Raw genomic sequence first — 19567 nt, 5'->3', positions numbered from 1 at the left:
GACGGAGGTTGTGGTTACGATGCGCGACATGCGGCGTTATCGGGTGGACAACTGCTCCATCGAGCGAACCCTCGCCGTGCTGGGCGAGAAATGGACCCTCCTCGTCCTCCGGGAGGCGTTCAACGGCATCCGGCGGTTCGCCGACCTGCAGACGCGCACCGGTGCGCCCCGGCAGGTGCTGAGCGCGCGGCTGTCGCGGCTCGTCGACGAGGGCCTGCTGCGCAAGGTGCCCTACCAGGAGCCCGGCCAGCGCCAGCGCGACGAGTACCGGCTCACCCAGAAGGGCCTCGACCTCTACCCGATCATGATCGCGCTCATGCACTGGGGTGACCGCTATCTGGCCGACCCCGAGGGACCACCGGTCGTGGTGACCCACCGCGACTGCGGCGCGCCCGTCGCACTGCACCTGGCGTGCGAGGACGGCCACGAGGTCGGCGGTCCGCGCGAGGTGACCCCCCACCCCGGCCCCGGCGCCCGGCTGAGCGCCCCGGCTTGAGACACGTCCTGACAACAGGACCGGTCGTGGCGCTGCCTAGGCTGGTGGCGTGTACCGGTTCCTCCTCACGCGCCGCTGGGTCGGGCTGCACCTGCTCGTGCTCGCGCTGATCCCCGCCTTCTTCTTCCTGGGGAAGTGGCAGTGGGGACGGTTCGAGGAGCGGTCGGCCGCCAGCGCCAGAATCACCGCCAACCTCGCCGCCGCTCCCGTGCCGCTCGACCGGTTGGACCGGCCCGGCGCGACCGTGCCGGAGAGGGACAGGTACCGCCTCGTCACCGTCACCGGCCGGTACGACCCCGCCCATGAGCTCGTGGTGCGCCGGCGCTCCCTCAACACCCGGGTCGGGTTCTACGTGGTCACCCCGCTCGTCACACCGCAGGGCGCGGTGCTGGTGAACCGAGGCTGGGTCCCGGCCGGGGTGACCGCCGACACCCCGCCGCGGGTGCCCGCGCCGCCCACCGGGGAGGTGACGGTCACCGGACGGCTCCGCCCGGCCGAGACCCGGGAGAACACCGGCATCAGGAACCGGTCCGGGCTGCCCTCCGGCCAGATCCTGCTGATCGACACGCCCGCCCTCGCCAAAGGCCTGCCGTACGGGCTCTTCGGGGGGTTCGTCGAGCTGACCGCGCAGACTCCCACGACGGCCGAGGCGCCGGAGCTCCTGCCCCCGCCGGACGTCGGCGCGGGAGGCGGGCTCAACCTGGCGTACGCCGTGCAGTGGTGGCTGTTCATCGGCATCGCGGTGGGCGGCTGGGTGCTGCTGGTGCGCCGCGAGGCCCGCGACCTCCGGACGGAGCAGGAGTCACAGGGCGTGACCGTACGCGCCGCAAGGTGAGCGAACGGATACCAACCGGAGACCTCGCAGCTTGTACCGTGTTATCCCTTGGCCCTACCGTTTACTATCGTGACGACGCCGCTGCATACCGACCCAGAGCCGAGGCGGCGGGACTTCGTGATCATCTCGGTCGATGATCACCTGATCGAGCCGGCCGATCTCTTCGAGGACCGCCTTCCGGAGAAGTACAAGGACCTCGCGCCCAAGGTCGTGGAGACCGACTCGGGCCATCAGGTGTGGCGGTACGGTGGCGCCACCTATCCCTGCGCGGGACTGGACGTGGGCGCGGGCCTGCCCAAGGAGCAGTGGACGCTCGATCCCGTCCGTTTCGAGGACATGCGGCCGGGCTGCTACGACATCGAGGCCCGGGTCGGCGACATGGACCGGGCCGGGATCTGGGCGGCCCTGTGCTTCCCGGGCATGCTCGCGAGCCAGGCGGGAGTGGCGTTCGGCCGCACCCGCGACCAGGACCTCGGGCTCGCGCTCGTACAGGCCTGGAACGACTGGCACGTCGACGTGTGGGCGGGCACCTACCCCGAGCGCATGATCGCGCTCCAGCTTCCCTGGCTGCCCGATCCCGAGATCGCGGCGAAGGAGATCAGGGCCAACGCCGCACGCGGGTTCAAGGCCGTCGTGTTCCCCGAGTTCCCCACCCGGCTGCGGCTGCCGTCGATCCACAGCCGCCACTGGGACCCGTTCTTCGCCGCCTGCGAGGAGACGGGGACGGTCGTGTGCCTGCACACCGGCGCGTCCTCCTGGGCGCCGGTGCCGTCGCCCGACACCCCGGTCGAGGCGATCACCACGCTGATCCCGGCCAGCGCGATGTTCGCCTGCGCCGACTGGCTGTGGTCGGGGGTGGCGTTGCGCTTCCCCAAGCTGCGCGTCCTCATCGTGGAGGGCGGCGTCGGGTGGCTGCCGATGCTGGCCGAGCGGGCCGACTACGCGCTCGATCACCCGGTCGCGGGTGAGCCGAGCTGGGAGGGCGGCCTGAAGCCCAGCGAGGTGCTGCGGCGCAACTTCTTCTTCGGCACGCTCGACGACAGCGCACTGAGCTCGGTGCGGCTCGCCGTCGGCATGGAGCGGGTGATGCTGGAGACCGGCTACCCGCGCGCGGAGTCCACCTGGCCGGACACCCAGCGGGCGGTGGCCCGCAACCTCGGCAGCCTGCCCCCCGCCGACATCGCCAGGGTCTCGTACGGCAATGCCGCCCGCCTGTTCGGCCATCCCCTGCCCTCGCGGGCCTGGCTGCGGCAGGAGCAGCTCTAACGGCGGCGGTCGTGCTCCCAATCGACGAACTGGCCGCTCTCGCCGAGCAGCGCGGTCGCCAGCCACAGGAACACGCCGAAGTCGTCGACGACGCCGATGCCCAGGAGGAAGTCGGGGACGACGTCGATCGGCGACACGATGTACGCCACGGCCATGCCGAGCATGGCGAGCTTGCCCTTGGTCATGCCGGGGTAGTCGCCCTTGATCGCGGCGCGGAGCATCCGGGGCACGGCCCGGATGCGGGCCCCGAGTCCCGGCGAGCCGGGCTTGGAGACCTCGCGGTAGGCGCGCCAGGTGGCCGCCGCACGTCCTGCCTTCACCATGAGGACACCTCCAGGTGGACTCCTCTGCCCGCTTTGCCTCCCCGTTAACGTCCGGCGACGCTCCCCCGGTTCCTTCAGGCCCGGTTCCTTCAGGCCCGGTTCCTTCAGGCGCCCGGCGCGAGGTCCCGTACGGCCTGGGCCAGGTCTCCGAAAGGCAGGGGGGCGAGCACGGGCGTGTCGAGCCCGGCGGCGACGTACTCCCGGACGCGGGCACGGCAGGTCGCCGCGTCGCCGTGCACGATCAGGTCGTCCACGACCTCGTCGGGGATCGCCTGCAGCGCGGCCTTGCGGTCTCCTGCCGCCCAGGCCTCCTGCATGGGCCGCAGCGCCTCACCTCGGCCGAGCCACTCGTGGAAGGCCGCGTACACCGGGACGGTGAGGTAGGAGGCCAGCAGCCGGCGGCCGATCTCCCGCGCCTTGGCGGCGTCCTCCGTCACCACGACGAACAGCCGCGCGGTCAGCTCGGTCTCCGGCCCCAGCTCGGCCCGGACCTTCCGTACGTCCTGAGGCGACAGCCAGTTGGTGATCGCGCCGTCGGCCTCGCGGGCGGCCAGGCGGAGCATGCCGGGGCGCAGCGCGGCCAGCACGATCTTCGGCGGCGTCGCGGGGGCCTTCTCCAGCCGGAAGCCCTTCACGGCGAAGGTCTCGTAGCTCTCGGTGACCTTCTCCCCCGCCAGCGCGGCGCGCAGGAAGCGCAGGGTGTCGCGGACCCGCGCGTACGGCTTGTCGAACTCGCCGGCGTTCCAGTTGCCCACGATGACCGGGGACGACGCGCCGATGCCCAGCACGAACCTGCCCGGGGCGAGGTCGGCCAGTGTGGCCGCCGACATGGCCAGCAGGGCCGGGCCGCGGGTGTAGACGGGGACGATCGCGGTGCCCAGCCGCAGGGACGGCGCCCATTCGGCCGCCAGGGCCAGCGGGACGAACCCGTCCGTGCCGCCCACCTCGGCCGACCACGCGTCGGTGTAGCCCAGTGCGGGCAGCTCGGCGACGAGCTCCTTCGACTCGACCGGCGTCTGCCCGAAGAACGGAATCGTCATGCCCCAGCGATCCACGGCCACCCCTTCCAAGGTCTCAACCCGACCATACCAACCGGACGGTATGGAGTCGCGGTCACGCCCGGAGTTCGTGGACCACCTCGATGACCTCTCTGGCCACGCCCTTGATGCCGGGCAGATGCGACAGCCCGACCAGACGGTCGACGAGCGGGACGACCCGGTCGATCAGCCGGTAGGTGCGCGCGCACCCCGGCGAGTTGTCGTGGACCCAGAACAGCACGACTCCCATCCACAGCAGCCACAGCAGCTCGGGAAGCTCCTCGCGCAGTTCGTCGTCCATGCGCCCGGCCGACCCCTCGACCACCTCCCGATAGAGCGCGACGGCCGACTCGCGCGCGGGAGCGGACTCGGCGCTGAACGGGCTCAGGGGGTTGCTGGGCTCCGCCGCGTGCTTGAAGAACTTCACCGCGAACTCGTGGTACGGCTCGGAGATCCGCACCCACTCCCGCAGCACGCCCCCGAGCCTCCCGGCGAACGACTGCTCGGCGGCGAACACCTCGCGGCACGCCGCCTCGTGCGTCGCCTGCGCCCGGTCGTAGTACGCCTGGATCAGCTGCTCCTTGGACCTGAAGTAGTAGTAGGCGTTGCCCACCGACACGCCCGCCTCCGCGGCGATGGCGCGCATCGTGGTCGCCTCGTACCCCCGCTCCCTGAACAACCGGAGGGCCGTCTCGACGATCAGCTCCCGTGTCTTCTCGGCCACGCTCGTCACTGTACGGGTCGGGCCCGCGTCCGGTCATGAACCGACAAGATGATCCACGCGTGGCGGCAAATCGCCTCGTGGCGACGGGCGGACAGGTCGCCGGGTGTGGCATTAGAGACCACAGCCCCCGTCGTCGACCGAGGAAACGAGGCTCTTGGACGTCCGCCCGTCATGGCGGGGGCTGGCCGGCATCGGCACCGCCGTCCTGATCTCCCTGCCCATGCAGAACGACAGGGACCCCGTCCCGCCGCCGTCCCCGGCGCCCGCCGCGACCGCCGAGGTCGCGCGGCAGGAGGTGACCCTCCCGCCGCTGCTGGCCGGCACGTTCGTCGCCACCGTGAGAGCCCGGGACGCTTTGGAGGCGGACACGCGGCTCCCGCACGAGGAGGCGGTGGGCCTGCTGCTGGACGCCGGGGTGCGCCGCGTGTCGAGCGGCGACTGCGCCGACCACCGCCGGCCGTACTGCACGTCACTCCGGGCGATCAGATACGGCACGCTGATGCGCGTCGTCGACCTGCGGCGGGCCAGCGGGTGCCCGGTGACGGTCACCGGCGGCACCGAGACCGGCCACGCCGGCGGCCGCTACAGCCACGGCAACGGCTACAAGGTGGACCTCGCCCACAACCCGTGCCTCGACGCGTACGTCACCCGGCTGTGCCGCTACTGGCGCACGCGCGCGGACGGCGCGGCGCTGTACCGCGCCGCGCCGTCCGACGTGTGGGCGGACGAACCCACCCACTGGGATGTGCTGTTCCGCTGAGCGGCCTACGCGAACTCGGTGGCGACCAGCGCGGCGATCTCGGCGGTGTTGAGCGCGGCGCCCTTGCGGAGGTTGTCTCCGCACAGGAACAGGTCGAGCGTGTTCGGGAAGTCGAGCGCCTGGCGAATCCGGCCCACGTAGGTCGGGTCGGTGCCCACGACGTCCGCCGGGGTCGGGAACACGCCGTTCGCGGGGTCGTCGAGCACCACCACGGTCGGCGCGGCGTCCAGGAGCGCCCGGGCGCCCTCGACCGTGACCTCCCGCTCGAACGTCGCGTGGACGGCCAGCGAGTGGGTGGTCACCACCGGGACGCGGACGCAGGTCGCCGAGACCTTCAGGTCCGGGATGCCGAGGATCTTGCGCGACTCGTTGCGGACCTTGAGCTCCTCGGAGGTCCAGCCGCCGTCCTTGAGCGAGCCCGCCAGCGGCACCACGTTGAGCACCAGCGGGGCGGGGAACGGCGAGTCCGCCAGGTCGGGCACGGCCTTGCGCACGTCGCCCGCCACGGTGCCCATCGTCCGGTCGCCGGCGACGGCCTCGATCTCGGTGTAGAGCCGCTCGGGCCCGGCCACACCGGCGCCGGACACCGCCTGGTAGGAGGCCACGACCAGCTCGCGCAGGCCGTACTCGCGGTGCAGGGCGCCCATGGCGGCCATCATCGACAGCGTGGTGCAGTTGGGGTTCGAGATGATCCCCTTGGGCCGGTTGCGGGCCTGCTCGGGGTTGCACTCGGGCACCACGAGCGGCACGTCCGGGTCCATCCGGAAGGCGCCGGAGTTGTCCACGGCCACCGCGCCGCGCGAGGCGGCGATCGGCGCCCACTCGGCGGAGACCTCGTCCGGCACGTCGAACATCGCGATGTCGACGCCGTCGAACGCCTCCGGCGACAGCGCCCGGACGACGACGTCCTCGCCGCGCACGCTCAGCACCTTGCCCGCCGAGCGCGGCGAGGCGATCAGCCGGATCTCGCCGTACGCGTCGGACAGGTCGCGGCGGTTGGTCAGGATGTCGAGCATGACGGTGCCGACGGCACCGGTCGCGCCGACGATGGCGAGGGTGGGCTTGCGGCTCATCGTCCGGTACCTCCGTAGACAACGGCCTCGACCTGGTCGGCGTCGAGGTCGAACGCGCGGTGGGCGGCGGCGACCGCGGTGTCCACCTCGTTCTGTCCCACGACGACGGAGATGCGGATCTCCGAGGTCGAGATCATCTCGATGTTCACCCCGGCGTCGGCCAGCGCGCCGAAGAACTTGGCGGTGACACCCGGGTGCGAGCGCATGCCCGCGCCGATCAGGGAGACCTTGCCGATCTGGTCGTCGTACAGCAGCGACTCGAACGCGACCTGGTTCTGGATCTTCTTCAGTGCCGTCAGGGCCGTCTGGCTGTCGTTGGCCGGCAGCGTGAAGGAGATGTCCGTGCGCCCGGTCGCCGCGGCCGACACGTTCTGCACGATCATGTCGATGTTGATCTCCGCGTCGGCCAGCGTGCGGAAGATGGCGGCGGCCTCTCCGACCTTGTCGGGCACCCCGACCACAGTGATCTTGGCCTCGCTCCGGTCGTGCGCGACCCCGGAGATGATGGGCTGCTCCACTTCGGTTCCTTCGCTGTAGGGGTCGGAGACGACCCAGGTGCCTTCCCTCGTGCTGAACGAGCTTCTGACGTGAATCGGCAGGGTGAACCTGCGGGCGTACTCCACGCAGCGCAGGTGCAGGATCTTCGCCCCGCACGCCGCCATCTCCATGGCCTCGTCGTAGGAGATCCGCGGAATCTGCCGCGCCGAGCGGACGATGCGGGGATCGGCGGTGTAGATGCCGTCCACGTCGGTGTAGATCTCGCAGACGTCCGCGCCGAGCGCCGCCGCGAGAGCGACGGCCGTGGTGTCGGAACCACCCCGGCCGAGCGTCGTGATGTCCTTGCTGTCCTGGGAGACGCCCTGGAACCCGGCCACGATCGCGATCTGACCGGCGTCGACGGCCTCCCGGATGCGGCTCGGCGTCACGTCGATGATGCGCGCCTTGCCGTGCGTCGAGTCGGTGATGACCCCGGCCTGCGAGCCGGTGAAGCTGCGCGCCTCGCTACCCAGGTTGGCGATCGCCATCGCGAGCAGCGCCATGGAGATCCGCTCACCCGAGGTGAGCAGCATGTCGAGCTCGCGGCCGGGCGGCAGCGGCGACACCTGCTGGGCCAGGTCGAGCAGCTCGTCGGTGGTGTCGCCCATCGCGGACACCACGACGACGACGTCGTTGCCCGCTTTTTTCGTCGCGACGATCCGCTGGGCGACCCGCTTGATGCAGGACGCGTCGGCTACGGAGGAACCACCGTACTTTTGCACAACGAGCGCCACTGGAATCTCCAACGAATCAGGACGTGGAGCTCACAGTGTACTTGGACGTCCCAAACCGAGACCGGCAGCGACCAGCATGTGGACGGTCAGACCGCGGTGCCCTCTTCGACCACGTCGAGCCGCGTGTGCGCGACCAGCGCCTGCAGGGCCCGCAGCGCCGCGCCGGCGTGGTTGCCCCAGGTGTTGAAGTAGGAGTACTGCCACCACCACAGCGCCTCGAGCGGACGGCCCGCCTGGTAGTGCCGCAGCCCGTGGATGAGGTCGGCCGCCACCGCCGTGAGGTCGTCCGACAGCCGGTACGGCGTGACCACGGTGTCCTTGTAGGGGTCGAACACCTCGGCGTAGTCGTCCACCGGGCCGAGCCGGGCGGCGAGAGCCGTACGGAGGGGGTCGATGTCGGGATCCTCGCTCAGCGCGGGTTCGACGTTGCCCTGCAGGATCACGTCCTGGGCGGCCCCGAGCTGGGTGCCCGCGAGACTGACCTGGGCCACCTCCACCAGGAGCAGCGGCAGCGTCGCGTCGCCGCCCTCACCGCCGGCCAGGCGGGTGAGGCCGTCGATGAAGTTCTGCGCGTGTCCGGCGACGCGTGCGGCCAGGTCGTTCCACTCGTCAGACATCCAGCAGCCTCCGTCCTTCGAAAGCGCGGCCCAAAGTGACCTCGTCGGCGTACTCGAGATCACCGCCCACAGGCAGACCGCTGGCCAGTCGGGTCACTTTCAATCCCAGGGGCTTGACGAGCCTGGCCAGATAGGTGGCCGTCGCCTCGCCCTCGAGGTTCGGGTCGGTCGCGAGGATCAGCTCGGTCACCTGGCCGTCGGCCAGCCGGGTCATCAGCTCGCGAATCTTCAGGTCGTCCGGGCCGATGCCGTCGATCGGGCTGATCGCCCCGCCGAGCACGTGGTAGCGACCGCGGAACTCGCGGGTCCGCTCGATCGCCACCACGTCCTTCGACTCCTCGACCACGCAGATCACGTGCGGATCGCGCCGCTGGTCCCGGCAGATCCGGCACTCCTGCTCCTCGGCCACGTTTCCGCACACCCGGCAGAAGCGCACCTTCTCCTTCACTTCGAGCAGGGCGTGCGCGAGCCGCTTGACGTCGGCCGGATCGGCCGCGAGGAGGTGGAACGCGATCCGCTGCGCGCTCTTGGGACCGACGCCGGGCAGCAGCCCGAGCTCGTCGATCAGGTTCTGGACGACCCCTTCGTACATGCTCTAGAACCCCGGCAGCTGGCCGCCGAGGCCGCCCCCCAGTCCCTGCGCGAGCGGGCCCAGCTTCTCCTGCTGCAGCTCCCCCGCGGCGCGTACGGCGTCCCGCACGGCGGCCAGCACGAGGTCCGCGATCGTCTGCGCGGTCTCCTCCGGGTCGCTCGCGTCGATGGCCAGCGGGCTGATCTCGAGCTCGAGAAGCTCGCCGCTGCCGTTCACGGTGGCGACGACCAGGCCGCCCCCGGCGCTGCCCTCCACTTCGGCGTCGCTGAGCTCCTGCTGCGCGGTGACGAGCTGCTGCTGCATCAGCTGAGCCTGCTCCAGCAACTGCTGGAGGTTGACATCCCCTGGATTCACGATGGTTGCGCTCCTCAGCGTCCAGCGACATGTTCGTCGCGACCGAGCCTACGGTGTCGCCCCGGTTTCCGCACCGGCGCGGCGTGCGTGTTCCGCGCGGGTCTCCGGCCTGTCGCGGGCGGACGGACACCGGTTACCCAACCAGTGTCCGTCCATGCGGCGGCCGTCCCTCCGGCGGGGAAGGCGCTCAGGAGTGATCGATCTCCTCGATGACGCGGCCGCCCAGCTCACGCTGGATCAGGGCCATGCCGGACAGCTCGCTGACGTCCGCGTCGTCGTCGTTGAGCGGGTCCACGTCGTCGTCCGGGCGGGCGGCCCCGCCCGTACGGCCCGGCACCGTCTCCGGCCAGGCCTGCCGGGGTCCCGTCTGGGCGGCGGCCCTGGCCGCCGAACGCGCCGCGGCCAGGCCGGGGCCCGGCGCCGACCGCGAGGACGGGGGCGGCGAGGACGGGGACGGTGCGTCGTAGTCGTCGGACGGCGCGTCCGGCCACGACTCGTCGGTCGCCGCGGGCGCGGCGGCCTTCCGCTCCGGAGCGGGGGCGGGCGTGGCGCCTGTGGGCGGCATGGTCGTCGGAGCGGGCGTGGGCTGTGTGGCCTGCGGGGACTTCGCGGGCTGCGCGGCCGGTGCGGAGGGCGGAGCCGGGGGAGGCGGCGTCTGGGGGGCGGGAGGACCGGACGGCCCGCGGGTGGCGGGACCGGCCGGGCCGGGACCCGAGCCGCCGACCACCACATCGACGCGCCAGGTGCCGCCGAGCACGTCGCCGAGCGCGGCGGCCACCACCTCGTCTCGCTTGCCCTTGAGGAAGCCCTGCACGTCGCCCGGCTTCTCGAAGCCGACGGTCACGACGTTGCCCTCGACGCCGAGCAACCTGCCCTGGGCGTTGAGGATCATCCAGGCCACCCGCTGGCGGTTCTTGATCGCTTCGAGCACCTGCGGCCAGGCCTGCTGCACCGGCCCTCCGCCCGCCGCGGGTGCCTGGGCCTGCGGCGCCTGCGAAGGCGGTGCCGCAGCCGACCCGGAGCCGGGCCGTACGGGGGTGGGCCAGTCGTCGGCGCTCCGGGCGGCCGCCTGAACCTGCGATGCGGGAGCCGGGGCGGGGGCCGGGGTCGGAACAGGGGCCGGGGCGGGGGCAGAAGCCGGGGCCGGAGGAGCGGCCACGGCCGGCGCCGGAGATGCCGCCGGTGCGGGCGCGGCGGTGTGGATGCCGGCCGCGACGCCGCGCTCCAGCCGTTCGAGCCGCGTCAGCAGCGCCGCCTCGCCCTGGTCGGCCCCGGGCAGCAGCACGCGGGCGCACATCAGTTCCAGCAGCAGGCGGGGTGAGGTCGCGCCGCGCATCTCGGTCAGCCCGGCGTTGAACACCTCGGCCGCCCGGGTCAGCTCGGCGGGGCCCATGGACGCCGCCTGCGCCTGGAGGCGCTCCAGTTCGTCGGCCGGCCGGTCGAGCAGGCCGCTGCCGGCCGCCTCGGGGACGTTGGACAGGATCACCAGGTCGCGGAAGCGTTCGAGCAGGTCCGTGGCGAAGCGGCGGGGGTCGTGACCGCCCTCGATCACCCGGTGCACGGCGTGGAAAACGGCCGCGCCGTCCCGCTTGGCGAACGCGTCGACCACCTCGTCCAGCAGGTCGCCGTCGGTGTAGCCGAGCAGGGACACCGCCCGCTGGTAGGTGATGCCGGAGTCGTCGGCGCCCGCGAGCAGCTGGTCGAGGATCGACAGCGTGTCCCGGGCCGATCCCGCGCCCGCCCGTACGACCAGCGGTAACGCGGCCGGCTCGTACGGCACGGACTCGGATTCGAGGATCTCCTCCATCAGCCGCTTCAATGTGGCGGGCGGCATGAGCCGGAAGGGGTAGTGGTGGGTGCGGGACTTGATCGTCCCGATGACCTTCTCGGGCTCGGTGGTGGCGAAGACGAACTTGAGGTGCGGCGGCGGCTCCTCCACCAGCTTCAGCAGCGCGTTGAAGCCCTCACGGGTGACCATGTGGGCCTCGTCGATGATGTAGATCTTGTAGCGCGCCGAGACGGGGGCGAAGAAGGCCCGCTCGCGCAGATCGCGGGCGTCGTCCACGCCGCCGTGGGACGCCGCGTCGATCTCGATCACGTCGAGGTGGCCCGGCCCGGTGGGGGCCAGCGCCACGCAGGACTCGCACTCGCCGCAGGGGTCGGGCGTCGGGCCCTTCTCGCAGTTCAGGGAGCGGGCGAGGATGCGGGCGCTGGAGGTCTTGCCGCAACCGCGCGGGCCGCTGAAGAGATAGGCGTGGTGGATCCGGCCGCTGCGCAACGCCTGGCGCAGCGGGTCGGTGACGTGCTCCTGCCCCTTGACCTCGGCGAACGTCCCGGGCCTGTACTTGCGGTACAGCGCAAGACTCATGCCGCCTCCTCGGGGGGTCGACCCGGCCGGCGTACCCGCTAACTGAAGAGACCCCTCGCACACCCGCCAGAGCCCGCTTATCCTTGCTGCCTTCCGGCCCTGGGGAGGTTCACAGGATGACGCCGCGCGAGGGGTCCTAGGACAGTCTAGCCACTCGACGGGTGTGCGCGGGCCGTGTCGCAACACGTCGAAACCACACGGGAAGTGAGCTAAGCTGTCCGACGGAGGATTCGCCTAGTTGGCCTAGGGCGCACGCTTGGAAAGCGTGTTGGGGGCAACCCCTCAGGAGTTCGAATCTCCTATCCTCCGCGCTTGGTTGAGCAGCAAGAACACGCAGGGCCCGGTCCATCCAGCCGGGCCTTTCGTGTGTCCGGACCTCGACCTGAGCCGGTCACCAGGGCACAGGCTCACCAGGGCACCGGGCCGTCGTCCTCGAAGAACTCGCCTGTCGGGCCGTCGTCGGGCAGGGTCGCGAGCCTGATCGCGATCGCCGCCCCCTGCTCGGGGGTACGGACGCCGCGGAAGCCGTTGAGGTCGGTCGCGCAGAAACCGGGGCAGGCGGCGTTGATCAGGATGTTCGTGTCGCGCAGCTCCTTGGCGTACTGGACCGTGACGGCGTTGAGGAACGTCTTCGACGGCGCGTAGGCGACGGCGATCGGGCCCGTCTCGACGCCGGCGGTGGTCTGCCGGGTGAGTGAGCCGACGGTGCTGGACATGTTCACGATCCGCGGCGACGCCGAGCGGCGCAGCAACGGCAGCATCGCGTTGGTGACGCGGATGACGCCGATCACGTTGGTCTCCACGGCCTCCCGCACCGCCGCGAGGTCGGCCGTCGTGGGCATCTGTGCCGGGCCGCCGGTTATCCCGGCGTTGTTGACGAGCACGTCCAGGCGCCCCGCGCGCTTGTCGACCAGCGCGGCGGCCGCGGCCACGCTCGCGTCGTCGGTCACGTCGAGCGGCACGCCGAACGCGTCGACGCCCGCCGCGCGCAGCTTCTCCACCGCGGCCTCCCGGCGCTCCTCGTCCCGGGCGCCGACGCCGACACTCCAGCCGAGAGCGCCGAGGCCAGTCGCGATCTCGTACCCGATCCCCTTGTTCGCGCCAGTGACCAGCGCGATGGTGTTTTCGCTCATGCGTCTCATCCTGTCCGCGACAACGGCGGAACCTCCAACACCGATCGGGTGGGCGGCGATACCTCCCGGGTATCGATCCGGGGGCCCGGGAGATAGCGTGGCGGTATGGAGACGCGAGAGCTGCGCTACTTCGTCGCCGTCGCCGAGGAGCTGCACTTCGGACGGGCCGCGCAGCGGCTCGGGATGGCGCAGCCGCCGCTGTCGCGGGCGATCAGTCAGCTCGAACGGCGGCTCGGGGTGACGCTGCTGGAGCGCACCAGCCGCTCCGTCACGCTGACCGAGGCCGGGTCGGTGCTGCTGACCGAGGGCCGGGCGGCTCTCGACGCGGTCGAGGCCGCCGAGCGACGTGCCCGCCGCGCCGCGCTCGCCGCGACCGGCCGCCCCGGCCTGGTCCTCGTCACGAAGGCCGGAGCGGCCGGCGAGCTGCTGCCGAAGCTGCTCGACGCGTACGCCGCGGAACCCGGCGCGGTCGCCGTCGACGTGCTCCTGTGCGGCATCGGCGAGCAGGAGCGGCTGCTGCGCGACGGGCGGGCCGACGTGGCGCTGCTGCACCGGCCGTTCGACTCGACGGCCGGGTTCGACGCCGAGGAGCTGTGCACGGAGGGGCAGGTCGTGGTCCTGCCGGCCGGGCATCCGCTCACCGCCCGGGCACATCTGCGGATGGCCGACGTCACCGCGCTGCCCGGACTGCCCCTGCCACGCTGGCCCAACCTCGACGGCACGTACCCGGACGGTCCCGGTCCGCAGGTACGGGACCATGCGCAGCTTCTCCAGCTGATCGCGCTCGGCCGGGCTTCGGCGGTGCTCCCGGAGTCGTGCCGGGCCTATCTGCGCCCCGACCTCGCCGCGGTGCCGGTGCTGGACGCGCCGGCGGTGACGACGGTGATCGCATGGCCGCCGCACAGCCGCTCCCGGGCCCTCGCCGGGCTGGTCCGGGTCGCGACTCGCCTCTAGTTGGGGGCAGCCCCTCAGGAGTTCGAATCTCATATGCTCCGCCACCTCAGAAGGGGCGGGTCGATCATCGGCTCACCCCTTTCTGGTGCCGCAACCGCGTGCACAGAGCGTCGGGAACGGTGAGAACGCCCGCAACCCGGCGCATAACAAACTGATCACCTGGCGTCCGCCGCCCAACGCCCTCGCCGAGCATGGAGCCTATGCGTCGAGCGCTTCGCTGGTGGCGATGGTTCGTCGCGGCGGCCTTCACCGCAGGCGTTCTCGGCGCCATCGCCGTATCGGTGCACGAACACGGGATGGAGTTCGCGAGCTGGGTCGCCGCAGTGCTGTCGCTGCTGGCGTTACTGGTCAGCTCGGTGAGCTGGGCGTATAACCAGTCGCGTCCACCGTCAGCCGGCACCCGCGAACAGCTCGGCCAGGCGGAGGGGGCGCTGCGCCGCCTCATCGAGGCGCAGTGGCGGGAGGAAGCCGCCCTGCAGGAGCTGCGTGACCCGCAGCCGCTACGGGTGCGCTGGTCCCGTGTCCACGCGGAGACGGCCGACCACACCGAAGTGGTGACCACGGCGATCTCCACCCGTACGAACGACCTCGACCGGCTGATCGACGCCGTGCGACGCTCGGGTGAACCACGACTCGTCGTGACGGGCCCACCAGGATCGGGCAAGACCAGCATGGCGATCCTGCTGGCTCTCTCCCTACTGGAGGAAGGCGATCGCGGGGCGAGCAAGGTACCGGTGGTGCTGTCGCTGTCGTCGGGTTGGGACCCGGTGCAGGAACCCCTAGTCAAGTGGGCGGCCCGCCGTATAGGCGAGGATTATCCGGCGATGCGCGATGCGCGAACGTACGGCGCCGACGCCGCGCTGAGGCTGCTCACCTCCAGGCGCATCCTGCTCGTGCTGGACGGGCTGGACGAGTTGCCGCTGAGACGGCGAAGTGCCGCGCTGCCCGCGATCAACCAGGCGATGGGGACCATGGGCGGGCTCGTGGTGACCTCGCGGGAGGAGGAGTTCGCCGAAGCGGTTCGAAACAGTGACGTACTGACCGGCGCCGCGGTGGTGCGCCCCCTGCCGGTCCGGACCCACGACGCGATCGCCTACATCCGGCAGCGCACGCCACCGGGAGTCCGGCTGCAGCGATGGGAGCCGGTCTTCCGGGAGTTACGGCGTGAGCGTCAGCCCATCATGGGCGTCTTCTCCAGCCCGCTGATGATCGCCCTCGCGGTCCTGGTGTACCGCTCCGGACCCGCGGACCCCGCCGAACTCCTCGCCGTCGACCGATTTCCGGATCAGGCGTCGATCCAGCGGCATCTTCTCAGCGCCCTGGTGCCCGTCACGGCGCAGGCCGAGAGCGCGACCCGCGTCCGGTGGACGGGTGAGCAGACACGCCGCTGGCTGCGCACCCTCGCCGTACACCTGGACGGCACCAACAGCCACGATTTCGCCTGGTGGCTGCTTTACCGCAGCTCGCCCTGGCTGCGGAGCCCGGCGCGACGGGCAGCGACCGTGGCGACGATCGTGTTCGCCTGCGGATGGATCGTCTACGGCGTGAAGACGGGACTCCGCCATGACCTGCCGTACGGCCTCAGCCACGGTTTAGGTCACGGAGCAGCCTACGGTATGGCGTCGCTGGTCGCGAGCCTGCTGTCTCAGCATCTGGGTGTGCCTCCGCGTGGCCCGCTCAGGGCGGTGGGCCTGGTGGGCCTGGCCGCCGGAAGCATGTACGGCCTGATCCAGGGCCTCATGTCCGCCATCGGCTACGGCTTGACCGTCGGACTGGTGGCCGGACTCGGATACGGGCTGGTCGTCGGCCTGGCGTTCGGGCTCGGCGTGACCTTCGCGGGTGTGCTCGCCCCGCCCGCCGAACCGGTGCGAACGGACCTGAGGGTGACGGGCCGCCGCGTGACCTTCCTCCGTATCGTGGGCCTGGACACGATGAACGGTGCCGTGTTCGGGCTGCTCGTCGGATCGCTCACCGAAGCCGTTCGCCGTATCGGCGGCGACGGCGCCCCTCCCCTCGCCATCGGCTTCTGGCCGGGGGTCGTCTTCGGACTGGGATTCGGTCTTGTCACCGGCCTGGTGCAGTGGGCGGGTCTGCCCCTGGATTCCGACGCGGCGGCCACCCCTCTTTCCGCCCTGCGCTCCGACAGAGCTCTCGTGCTGTTCCGCTCGGCACTGCTTGCCATCAGCGTGGCTGCCACCTTCGCGCTGGCGACCTCCCTGGCGGTGAACCGTGAGATCACGTACGGGCTGTTCATGACCGGCGGTATCGAGGGCGGCATCATGACGTGGCTCATCTCCTTCTTCTCCGGAGCCTGGCCCTTCTACCTGCTGGCTCGCATTCGCCTCGCCCTCCTCGGCCGGCTGCCCTGGCGGTTCGGAACCTTCCTGGAGCAGGTGCACCAATCAGGACTGCTCCGTCAGGCCGGCAGCACCTACCAGTTCAGGCACGCCCTCCTGCGCGATCACCTGGTGGAATCGCCGCCGCCGTCCGCCGGCGCATCCCCACACCCGGGGTTGGGGCACGTCCCGTGATCTCGGCCGTGCTGCCCACGTTCGCCCCCGTTCAGATCCAGCTGCGCAGCAGCATGCGGCTCAGCCAGACGTCGTACGGCACGGGCACGGCGGTGAGCACGGGCGACAGCCACCAGAAGTTCACCAGCGCGAGCAGCGTGAACGCGCCCACCAGCGCCGCGCCCGTGGAGCGCCGGGCATTCGGGGCGCCCGGCGGCCCGAGGACGAGCCCGCACGCCAGCACGATCGCGAGGATCATGAACGGCACCGCCGGGAGCAAGTAGAACAGGTACATCGTGCGGTTGTCGGCCAGCGCGAAGTAGAACCACGGCAGCCAGCCCGCGGCGTAGGCGAGTAGGACGGCCCCCGCCCGCCAGTCGCGGGTCGCCGCGTACCGGACCACCATCGCGAGCAGCGCGAGCAGCGCGGCGTACCAGATCACCGGGGTGCCGGTCCCGAGGATCGCCTGCGAGCAGGACGCCGCGCCGCACGTGCCGCGGGGCGACTGGTAGAAGAACAGGGTCGGCCGCAGCAGCAGCGGCCATCCCCAGGGGTCCGACTGGTAGTCGTGGTGCGCGCTCAGCCCCTGGTGGAAGCCGAACACCTGGCTCTGGTAGTCCACCAGCGAGCGCATCGAGTCGAAGACGAAGTAGGCCCAGCCGTTCGAGGTGGCGCGGTCCCAGTTCCGGCCCCACCCACCGGCCGAGGCGAACCATCCGGCGAACGACGCGACGTACACGGCGAGCGGCACGGCCCCGAGCCAGGCGAGGCCCGGCGGCCAGTCGTGGCGGACCGCCTGCCGGTACGGCCGGCGCAGGCCGACGGCGCGCCTGGCCCCGCAGTCCCAGACGAGGGCCATGATCGCGAATGCCACGACGAACAGCAGACCGGTCCACTTGGTCGCCGCCGCCGCGCCCAGGCACAGACCGGCCGCCAGCCGCCAGGGCCGCGGGCCGAGCCGGGGGGCCGGCCCGGTCAGGGCGGAGGTGCGGTACCACTCCGTCAGGCGGGTGCGGGCCGCGTCCCGGTCGGCGACCAGGCAGGCGAAGCCCGCCAGCACCCAGAACGTGAGGAAGACGTCGAGCAGCGCCGAGCGCGACAGCACGAGGTGCAGGCCGTCCAGCGCCAGCAGCAGGCCGGCGAGGCAGCCGAGGAGGGTCGAGCGGGTCATCCGGCGGGCGGTCCGCGCCAGGACCAGCACGCTGAGCGTGCCCGCGAGCGCGGCCGCGCAGCGCCACCCGAAGGGCGTCAGGCCGAACAGCCACTCTCCCGCGCCGATCAGCCACTTGCCGAGCGGGGGGTGGGCGACGTAGGCGGCGCACTCCTCGAACGTCCCGCACGTCTTGAAGACGTCCGTGCCGCCGCGCAGGATCGTCCGGTCGGCGTCGTCGGCGAAGTGCCGCTCGACGCCGAACCGGACCAGCGAGTAGGCGTCCTTGGCGTAGTAGGTCTCGTCGAAGACGAACGCGTGCGGGGTGCCGAGTCGGTCGAACCGGAGGAAACCCCCGAAAGCGGCCACAACCAACGGGCCGAGCCACCCCCGCCCGCCCGGGATCGGCGGCACCAGCCGGGGTAAGGCGCTCCGAGCCACGCGGTGATCCTAACCCGGCAAATTATGATGATCGGGGCAAGACGGATCCGGCATGGCGTGATCGCCTGGCATGATCACCCTTATCCGGGGCAGTAGCCCTCGGCGAGCGAAGCGGGAAACACCGAGCGAGCCGGAGGGGCGCGCCGCCGGTCTGGACTGAGGAACGCGCGGGAGCGAAGCGACCAAGCGTGACGAGGGAAGGCGGCGGAAGTGAGCGCCCCGACGAGCGAAGCGGGAAACACCGAGCGAGCCGGAGGGGCGCGCCGCCGGTCTGGACTGAGGAACGCGCGGGAGCGAAGCGACCAAGCGTGACGAGGGAGGCGTTCAATTGCGCGCCTCCGGCACGACCAGGCGGGTGCGAGCGCCCCGACGAGCGAAGCGGGAAACACAGACGGGAACCCTACCGGGAGCGTCGCAGATGGATTTCGATGACCGAGCGCAGCTCGACACCTCACAGGTCGAGGACGTCGGCGGTGGAGGCGGCTTCCGCGGCGGAGGCCTGGCCATCGGCGGCGGAGCCGCCGGCATCATCGCCCTCATCGTGGCACTGATCTTCGGCATCAACCCCGGCGACATCACGGGCGGCGGCGGCGAGCCCGCCGGCCTGCAGCCGACCAGCGATCTGAGTGCGCAGTGCAAGACCGGCGCCGACGCCGACCAGTCGGAGAAGTGCCGGGTCGTGGGCGTCGTCAACAGCATCCAGAAATACTGGAGCGAGCAGATCCAGGGGTACACCGGCGCGAAGACCACCCTGTTCTCCGGCGGGGTGCAGACCGGCTGCGGCGCCGCGGACTCCTCCGTCGGCCCCTTCTACTGCCCTCGTGACCAGCACGTCTACCTGGACCTGTCGTTCTTCGACGAGCTGCAGTCGCGGTTCGGGGCCAAGGGCGGCCCCTTCGCGCAGGCGTACGTGATCGCCCACGAGTACGGCCACCACGCGCAGGACCTGCTCGGCACGATGAACCGGGTCGGCCAGGACCAGGGCGCGGAGAGCGGCTCGGTGCGGCTCGAACTGCAGGCCGACTGCTACGCGGGCGTGTGGGCCAAGAACGCGGTGGACACCGGCTTCTACGCCGAGCCGTTCTCCGACGCCGACATCAAAGAGGCGCTCAGCGCCGCCGCGGCGGTAGGCGACGACCACATCCAGGAGCAGGCCCAGGGCAGGGTCAACCCGGACGCGTTCACGCACGGCACCTCGGCCCAGCGGACCAAGTGGTTCACGAACGGCTACTCGTCGGGTGACCCGGCGCGCTGCGACACCTTCTCGGGAAGCATCTGAGAAACCCCGGAGGAGCCTCGGACGCGAGTCTTTGCGTCGTCTTCTAAACTACGTACCGTGATCTTTAAGTTGGTCGGCGACGGACGGCCCTATCCCGAGCACGGGCTGTCGTCCCGGGAGTGGGCGCAGATCCCGCCCAGGCAGGTCCGGCTCGACACGCTGATCACCACGAAGGCTGTGCTGGACCTGCACTCGTTGCTCGCCAAGGACTCGACCTTCTACGGCGACCTTTTCCCGCACGTGGTGCAGTGGCAGGGCGAGCTGTACCTGGAGGACGGCCTGCACCGGGCCCTGCGCGCCGCGCTGCACCAGCGTTCGGTGCTGCACGCCCGCGTGCTGGAGCTGCAGGGCTGACGGCGCAAGATCGGACTGTCTGACCGCTTC

General features: G+C 71.4%; 19 protein-coding genes, 1 tRNA gene and 1 other RNA gene. 9 read left to right on the top strand and 12 right to left on the bottom strand.

Annotated elements, in window-relative coordinates; translation table 11 throughout:
• The first annotated feature begins 28 nt into the window (after window positions 1-28).
• From HHX30_RS20955 to HHX30_RS20945, 3 genes are all read left to right on the top strand, one after another.
• A complete protein-coding gene (locus HHX30_RS20955) occupies window positions 29-496 on the top strand; it encodes a helix-turn-helix domain-containing protein (protein ID WP_211592293.1) in 468 nt (155 codons plus the stop codon).
• Window positions 497-545: 49 nt separating this feature from the next.
• Window positions 546-1331 carry an SURF1 family protein gene (locus HHX30_RS20950; RefSeq protein ID WP_169983661.1) on the top strand — a complete coding sequence of 262 codons (786 nt, stop codon included), beginning with the start codon at window positions 546-548 and terminating at the stop codon, window positions 1329-1331.
• Between the two features lie 69 nt (window positions 1332-1400).
• Entirely contained in the window at window positions 1401-2597 is a 1197-nt protein-coding gene (locus HHX30_RS20945) for an amidohydrolase family protein (protein WP_169983660.1), read from the top strand.
• Here the strand turns inward: HHX30_RS20945 and HHX30_RS20940 are convergent.
• The 3 genes from HHX30_RS20940 to HHX30_RS20930 all read right to left on the bottom strand — a co-directional run bounded on the left by HHX30_RS20940 (window position 2594) and on the right by HHX30_RS20930 (window position 4681).
• Window positions 2594-2920: a YkvA family protein gene (locus tag HHX30_RS20940; protein WP_169983659.1), complete on the bottom strand. Its 327-nt coding sequence runs from the start codon at window positions 2918-2920 to the stop codon at window positions 2594-2596. The genes HHX30_RS20945 and HHX30_RS20940 overlap by 4 nt on opposite strands.
• 104 nt (window positions 2921-3024) lie before the next feature.
• Window positions 3025-3960: an LLM class F420-dependent oxidoreductase gene (locus HHX30_RS20935; RefSeq protein ID WP_211592291.1), complete on the bottom strand. Its 936-nt coding sequence runs from the start codon at window positions 3958-3960 to the stop codon at window positions 3025-3027.
• A 73-nt stretch (window positions 3961-4033) separates the two neighbouring features.
• Complete coding sequence (locus HHX30_RS20930) at window positions 4034-4681, bottom strand: TetR family transcriptional regulator (RefSeq protein ID WP_311922658.1); 648 nt, start codon at window positions 4679-4681, stop codon at window positions 4034-4036.
• Between the two features lie 154 nt (window positions 4682-4835).
• On the opposite strand from HHX30_RS20930, the gene HHX30_RS20925 reads away from it, so the two are divergent.
• The gene (locus tag HHX30_RS20925) at window positions 4836-5441 is read left to right on the top strand and encodes a hypothetical protein (RefSeq protein WP_169983656.1); all 606 of its coding nucleotides are present in this window, start codon (window positions 4836-4838) and stop codon (window positions 5439-5441) included.
• A 5-nt stretch (window positions 5442-5446) separates the two neighbouring features.
• On the opposite strand, the gene HHX30_RS20920 is transcribed toward HHX30_RS20925, so the two are convergent.
• From HHX30_RS20920 to ffs, 7 genes are all read right to left on the bottom strand, one after another.
• Window positions 5447-6514: an aspartate-semialdehyde dehydrogenase gene (locus HHX30_RS20920; RefSeq protein ID WP_169983655.1), complete on the bottom strand. Its 1068-nt coding sequence runs from the start codon at window positions 6512-6514 to the stop codon at window positions 5447-5449.
• On the bottom strand, window positions 6511-7785 hold the full coding sequence (locus HHX30_RS20915; protein WP_169983654.1) for an aspartate kinase: 1275 nt from the start codon (window positions 7783-7785) through the stop codon (window positions 6511-6513). Before HHX30_RS20915 ends, HHX30_RS20920 begins: the two co-directional genes overlap by 4 nt.
• An 86-nt stretch (window positions 7786-7871) precedes the next feature.
• On the bottom strand, window positions 7872-8402 hold the full coding sequence (locus HHX30_RS20910; RefSeq protein WP_142573480.1) for a DUF5063 domain-containing protein: 531 nt from the start codon (window positions 8400-8402) through the stop codon (window positions 7872-7874).
• Window positions 8395-8994 (bottom strand): recombination mediator RecR, encoded by a 600-nt coding sequence (recR, locus tag HHX30_RS20905; protein WP_169983653.1) that lies wholly within the window; start codon window positions 8992-8994, stop codon window positions 8395-8397. Before recR ends, HHX30_RS20910 begins: the two co-directional genes overlap by 8 nt.
• A gap of 3 nt (window positions 8995-8997) precedes the next feature.
• Complete coding sequence (locus HHX30_RS20900) at window positions 8998-9348, bottom strand: YbaB/EbfC family nucleoid-associated protein (protein WP_079320096.1); 351 nt, start codon at window positions 9346-9348, stop codon at window positions 8998-9000.
• A 187-nt stretch (window positions 9349-9535) separates the two neighbouring features.
• Window positions 9536-11716, bottom strand: a complete 2181-nt coding sequence (locus HHX30_RS20895; RefSeq protein WP_169983652.1) for a DNA polymerase III subunit gamma and tau — start codon at window positions 11714-11716, stop codon at window positions 9536-9538.
• Between the two features lie 43 nt (window positions 11717-11759).
• Window positions 11760-11855: signal recognition particle sRNA small type (gene ffs / locus HHX30_RS20890), an RNA gene on the bottom strand.
• 84 nt (window positions 11856-11939) lie between these two features.
• Here ffs and HHX30_RS20885 point away from each other — a divergent pair.
• Window positions 11940-12025, top strand: a tRNA-Ser gene (locus tag HHX30_RS20885).
• A gap of 98 nt (window positions 12026-12123) precedes the next feature.
• On the opposite strand, the gene HHX30_RS20880 is transcribed toward HHX30_RS20885, so the two are convergent.
• Window positions 12124-12849 (bottom strand): SDR family oxidoreductase, encoded by a 726-nt coding sequence (locus HHX30_RS20880; protein ID WP_169983651.1) that lies wholly within the window; start codon window positions 12847-12849, stop codon window positions 12124-12126.
• A 105-nt stretch (window positions 12850-12954) separates the two neighbouring features.
• Here HHX30_RS20880 and HHX30_RS20875 point away from each other — a divergent pair, with 105 nt between their 5' ends.
• A complete protein-coding gene (locus HHX30_RS20875; protein WP_169983650.1) occupies window positions 12955-13803 on the top strand; it encodes a LysR family transcriptional regulator in 849 nt (282 codons plus the stop codon).
• A gap of 200 nt (window positions 13804-14003) precedes the next feature.
• Window positions 14004-16334, top strand: a complete 2331-nt coding sequence (locus tag HHX30_RS20870) for an NACHT domain-containing NTPase (RefSeq protein ID WP_169983649.1) — start codon at window positions 14004-14006, stop codon at window positions 16332-16334.
• 31 nt (window positions 16335-16365) lie between these two features.
• Here HHX30_RS20870 and HHX30_RS20865 read toward each other — a convergent pair whose 3' ends face one another.
• Window positions 16366-17904 (bottom strand): phospholipid carrier-dependent glycosyltransferase, encoded by a 1539-nt coding sequence (locus tag HHX30_RS20865; protein WP_169983648.1) that lies wholly within the window; start codon window positions 17902-17904, stop codon window positions 16366-16368.
• A 418-nt stretch (window positions 17905-18322) separates the two neighbouring features.
• On the opposite strand from HHX30_RS20865, the gene HHX30_RS20860 reads away from it, so the two are divergent.
• Both HHX30_RS20860 and HHX30_RS20855 read left to right on the top strand, forming a co-directional pair.
• Window positions 18323-19183 carry a neutral zinc metallopeptidase gene (locus HHX30_RS20860; RefSeq protein ID WP_169983647.1) on the top strand — a complete coding sequence of 287 codons (861 nt, stop codon included), beginning with the start codon at window positions 18323-18325 and terminating at the stop codon, window positions 19181-19183.
• A gap of 57 nt (window positions 19184-19240) precedes the next feature.
• Entirely contained in the window at window positions 19241-19537 is a 297-nt protein-coding gene (locus tag HHX30_RS20855) for a type II toxin-antitoxin system VapB family antitoxin (protein ID WP_169983646.1), read from the top strand.
• Window positions 19538-19567: the final 30 nt, after the last annotated feature.

This window comes from Microbispora sp. H10836 (assembly GCF_012999525.1).
Lineage (GTDB): Bacteria > Actinomycetota > Actinomycetes > Streptosporangiales > Streptosporangiaceae > Microbispora.
The sequence above is the reverse complement of the archived record's forward strand: the minus strand, read 5'-3'. Positions and strand labels throughout refer to the sequence as shown.

Bases quoted from the DNA above. Each gene is read 5' to 3' on its own strand.
- HHX30_RS20955 (WP_211592293.1), top strand. From the start codon at position 29: ATGCGGCGTTATCGGGTGGACAACTGCTCCATCGAGCGAACCCTCGCC.
- HHX30_RS20940 (WP_169983659.1), bottom strand. From the start codon at position 2,920: ATGGTGAAGGCAGGACGTGCGGCGGCCACCTGGCGCGCCTACCGCGAG.
- HHX30_RS20935 (WP_211592291.1), bottom strand. From the start codon at position 3,960: ATGACGATTCCGTTCTTCGGGCAGACGCCGGTCGAGTCGAAGGAGCTC.
- HHX30_RS20920 (WP_169983655.1), bottom strand. From the start codon at position 6,514: ATGAGCCGCAAGCCCACCCTCGCCATCGTCGGCGCGACCGGTGCCGTC.
- HHX30_RS20910 (WP_142573480.1), bottom strand. From the start codon at position 8,402: ATGTCTGACGAGTGGAACGACCTGGCCGCACGCGTCGCCGGACACGCG.
- recR (WP_169983653.1), bottom strand. From the start codon at position 8,994: ATGTACGAAGGGGTCGTCCAGAACCTGATCGACGAGCTCGGGCTGCTG.
- HHX30_RS20895 (WP_169983652.1), bottom strand. From the start codon at position 11,716: ATGAGTCTTGCGCTGTACCGCAAGTACAGGCCCGGGACGTTCGCCGAG.
- HHX30_RS20880 (WP_169983651.1), bottom strand. From the start codon at position 12,849: ATGAGCGAAAACACCATCGCGCTGGTCACTGGCGCGAACAAGGGGATC.
- HHX30_RS20875 (WP_169983650.1), top strand. From the start codon at position 12,955: ATGGAGACGCGAGAGCTGCGCTACTTCGTCGCCGTCGCCGAGGAGCTG.
- HHX30_RS20870 (WP_169983649.1), top strand. From the start codon at position 14,004: ATGCGTCGAGCGCTTCGCTGGTGGCGATGGTTCGTCGCGGCGGCCTTC.
- HHX30_RS20860 (WP_169983647.1), top strand. From the start codon at position 18,323: ATGGATTTCGATGACCGAGCGCAGCTCGACACCTCACAGGTCGAGGAC.